The sequence below is a fragment of the uncultured Acidovorax sp. genome (genome assembly GCF_964021665.1).
In the GTDB taxonomy this organism is placed as follows: domain Bacteria; phylum Pseudomonadota; class Gammaproteobacteria; order Burkholderiales; family Burkholderiaceae_C; genus Acidovorax; species Acidovorax temperans.
Genome location: NZ_CAXIAK010000152.1, coordinates 1 through 3,610, shown reverse-complemented (window position 1 = coordinate 3,610; position 3,610 = coordinate 1). Strand labels below are relative to the sequence as shown.

Sequence of the window (3,610 nt, the reverse complement as noted above, 5' to 3'; positions counted from 1 at the left end):
CGGCGATTTCGTCAAAGGGGTTCATGCTCATCTTCACGTTGGCGATGTCCACACCGCGCAAGTCCGACTTCACGCGGACCTTCACGTTGTAGTCCACCACGCGCTTGACGGGTACGAGAACTTTCATGGGAACGTCTTTCCTTGGTTTTTGTTGTGGGTGTGCGGGTGGCACATTGAGAGCGGCTGACAAAACTCAGCGAAGCGGCCCTGGCTAGGCGTTCCGCCGCAGACAGTACAAACAGTACGACAAGGCGGAACAACGACGCCAGGGGAGTTTTGGGAGCTGCTCTTACTCGTTCGAGATGCCCTTGTCGCGGATCACAGCGCCCCACTTGGCGTAGTCGCTCTTGATGCGCTGGGCCATCTGTTCAGGCGACTGGAAGGCGGCGATGGCACCGGCGGTGAGCAGCTTGTCCTGGATTTCCTTGTCGGCCAGGATCTGCTTGACCTCGCTGGCGATGCGGTCCACCACGGCCTTGGGCGTGCCGGGTGGCGCCATCAGGCCGCCCCACGACACGGCTTCGTAGCCCTTGAAGCCCTGCTCGGCAATGGTCTTCACATCGGGCAGCATGGCCACGCGCTGGGGCGAACCCACCGCAATGGCGCGCAGCTTGCCTGCCTGAATGTGGGGCAGCGCTGCCACCAGGTCGGCATACATCAGCGGCACCTGGCCGCCGATCGTGTCGGTGATGGCGGGCACGCCCCCTTGTAGGGCACATGCTGCATTTCAAAGCCGCCCATCTGCTTGAGCAGTTCCATGCTCAGGTGGCCAAAGCTGCCTGCGCCCGAACTGGTGTAGTTGAGCTGGCCAGGCCGCGCCTTGGCGTGGGTGATGAGCTTTTGCACATCGGTCACCGAAGGCATCTGCGCGGGGTTGACGACCACCACGATGGGCAAGTCGTACACCGTGGCCACGGGCGTGAAATCCTTCGTCGTGTCGTAGCCTGCCTTCTTGTAGAGGTGCGGCGCCAGCAGCGTGGGCGTGGCGAGCATCATCAGCGTGTAGCCATCGGCCGGGCTCTTTGCCACCTGGGCTGCCGCGATGGAACCCGAAGCACCTGCGCGGTTTTCCACCACCACCGGCTGGCCCAGCCGCTCGGACAGGCGCTGGCCGACGATGCGCGAGGCCGTGTCGGTGGGGCCGCCCGCCGGGAATGGCACCACCAGCTTGATCATCTTGGTGGGCCAGGCCTGGGCATGCGCCGGGGCTGCGCCCAGCAGGCCGATGGCCGAGACTGCTGCAGTTGCGGCAAGCACCGCGCGGCGCGAAAAGGTGGCGGGGAAAAGGGATTGTTTTTTCATCAGGAATCCGTTTTTTCTACTTTCAGTTGTTGCGCTGGGCGCGCCCTATGCAAACGACGCTGCCCAGGCGCGGGCGGCCACGCAGGGGCAGCGGCTCCGAGGGCGTTAGTCGAGCTTTGCGCCAGAGATCTTCACCACCCGCTCCCACACAGGCGCATCTTTCTTGAACTGGGCGTTGAACTGCTCGGGGCTGCTACCCACGGGGATGAAGCCCATCTGCTGGATGCGCTCGCGCACTTCGGGCATGGCGATCACGGCCTGCAGCTCGGTGCCCAGGCGGGCCACCACTTCAGGGGGCGTCTTGGCAGGTGCGCTCATGCCAAGCCAGCCGGTCACCTGGAACACCTCATCCTTGATGCCCTGTTCGGACATGGTGGCAATCTTGGGCAGCGCGTCCATGCGCTGCGTGCCGGTGACAGCCAAGGTCTTGAGTCGGCCTGACTCGATATAGGGCCGAGCCGACTGCAGGCTGGCAAACGCCATCTGGAGCTGACCGCCCACCAGGTCTTGCAGCATGGGCGCCTCGCCCTTGTAGGGCACATGGTTCATGTCGGCCTTGAGCTTGTCCGACAGCCACGCGCCCGCCAGATGGGCATACGAGCCCGCGCCCCACGAGCCGTAGGCGACCTTGCCCTTGTTGCGGTCGATGTACGCCATCAGCTCCTGCGCGTTGGACACCGGCAGTTGCGGGGGCACCAGCAGCACCACCGGCGCCAGGGCAATCTGCGTGATGAGGGCCTGGTCTTTTTGCGGCTGGTAGGGAAGGCGCTCGTACAGGAACTGGTTGATGAGCATGGTGGTGCCCAAAGACACCAGCAGCGTGTAGCCATCGGCAGGCGACTTGAGGGCGTGGTCGGTGCCGCTCACGCCGCCAGCGCCACCCCGGTTGTCCACCAACACGGGCTGGCCCAGGCGGGCCGAGAGCTTTTCGCCCAGGGTACGGGCCGTGATGTCGGTCGCGCCGCCCGCCTGGTAGGGCACCACCAGCCGGATGGGTTTGCTGGGCCAGCCGTCTTTGCCCGCCTGGGCCAGGGCCGAGCCCAGCAGGCCCGTGCTGCCCAAAGCGGCCAGGCCTCGCAATACGCTGCGGCGGTGGATGTTCGATGTACGCATGTTTTGTCTCCTTGGGTTGTAGTGAAAATCGGCTGCAGCGCCCTGTTTAAAAGCGCTTGCAGCTATTACTTATATAGCAATCAAAGCGGTGGCAGGGTCAGTACACCCTTGTCGCGCAGGGCTTGCAGTTCGGCCTCGGGCAGTTGCAGCAGCTGCTGCAGCACATCGCGCGTGGCCGCGCCCAGCGTGGGCGGCGCGTTGCGAATGGGCAGGCGCTGGCCATCGAGCCGGTACGGCGGCGCAAACACATGCGTGGTGCCGGCCACGGGGTGCGGCATCTCTTTGAGCAGGCCGCCACGGCGTGTGCGTTCGCTGGTCAGCGCCTCATGCAAACCAGCCACCTTGCCGCAGGGAATTCCAGCGGCCGACAGGCGCTCCAGCAGCACATCGCGCGGGAAGCCGGCAATCAGCTCCTTGAGCATGGGGCTGAGCACCAGGCGGTTCTTGGCGCGTTCCACATTGGTGGCAAAGCGGGGGTCTTCGACGATGTCGGGGCGCTGCACCACCTGGCGGCAGAACTTGTCGAACTGCGCGTTGTTGCCCACACCGATGATGAGCGGGCCATCGGCCGCGTCGTACATGCCGTAGGGCACGATAGACGGGTGCGCGTTGCCATAGCGCTGCGGGTCGTGCCCCAGCAGCAGGGCATCGAGCCCGTAGTAGCCGGTGATCATCAGGCCGCAGTCGTACAGCGCCATCTCGATGTGGCGGCCCTTGCCCGTGCGTTCGCGGCGGAACAGCGCGGCCAGCACGGCCTGCGCGGCGTACATGCCGGTCATCATGTCCACCGCGGCCACGCCAAACTTCAGCGGCGGCTGGCTGGCTTCGCCGTTGATGGCCATGAGCCCCGCCTCGGCCTGGATCACCAGGTCGTAGCCGGGCCGCTTGGCTTCGGGCCCCGAGCTGTCGTAGCCCGACACCGAGCAATAGATCAGATCAGGCTTGATGGCCTTGAGCTGCTCGTAGCCCAGGCCCAGCTTCTCGGCCCCGCCCGTCTTGAAGTTCTGGATCACCACGTCGCACTGCGGCAGCAGGCTGTGGATGATCTTCACGCCTTCGGGCGTCTGCAGATCCACCGTGATGGACCGCTTGTTGCGGTTCATGCTGTTGTAGTAGGTGGTCTCGGTCTTGCCGATGCGCATGCCCCAGTCGCGGGTGTCGTCGCCCCGGCCGGGGTGCTCCACCTTGATGACAT

2 protein-coding genes and 2 pseudogenes are annotated in these 3,610 nt (G+C 65.0%); all 4 read right to left on the bottom strand.

Annotation, left to right across the window (positions count from 1 at the left end; all coding sequences use genetic code 11):
- Positions 1-127: pseudogene (locus AADJ04_RS17740) on the bottom strand (electron transfer flavoprotein subunit beta/FixA family protein); the annotation flags it as partial.
- Positions 128-289: 162 nt separating this feature from the next.
- Positions 290-1,302: pseudogene (locus AADJ04_RS17735) on the bottom strand (tripartite tricarboxylate transporter substrate binding protein).
- A 105-nt stretch (positions 1,303-1,407) separates the two neighbouring features.
- Positions 1,408-2,415: a tripartite tricarboxylate transporter substrate binding protein gene (locus tag AADJ04_RS17730; protein WP_341240425.1), complete on the bottom strand. Its 1,008-nt coding sequence runs from the start codon at positions 2,413-2,415 to the stop codon at positions 1,408-1,410.
- Positions 2,416-2,495: 80 nt separating this feature from the next.
- The coding region (locus AADJ04_RS17725) for a CoA transferase (protein WP_341240424.1) at positions 2,496-3,610 on the bottom strand (1,115 nt) is incomplete at its 5' end.

What these genes read in the sequence shown, in the direction of transcription:
- AADJ04_RS17730 (WP_341240425.1), bottom strand. Translation starts at nt 2,415, where the DNA reads ATGCGTACATCGAACATCCACCGCCGCAGCGTATTGCGAGGCCTGGCC.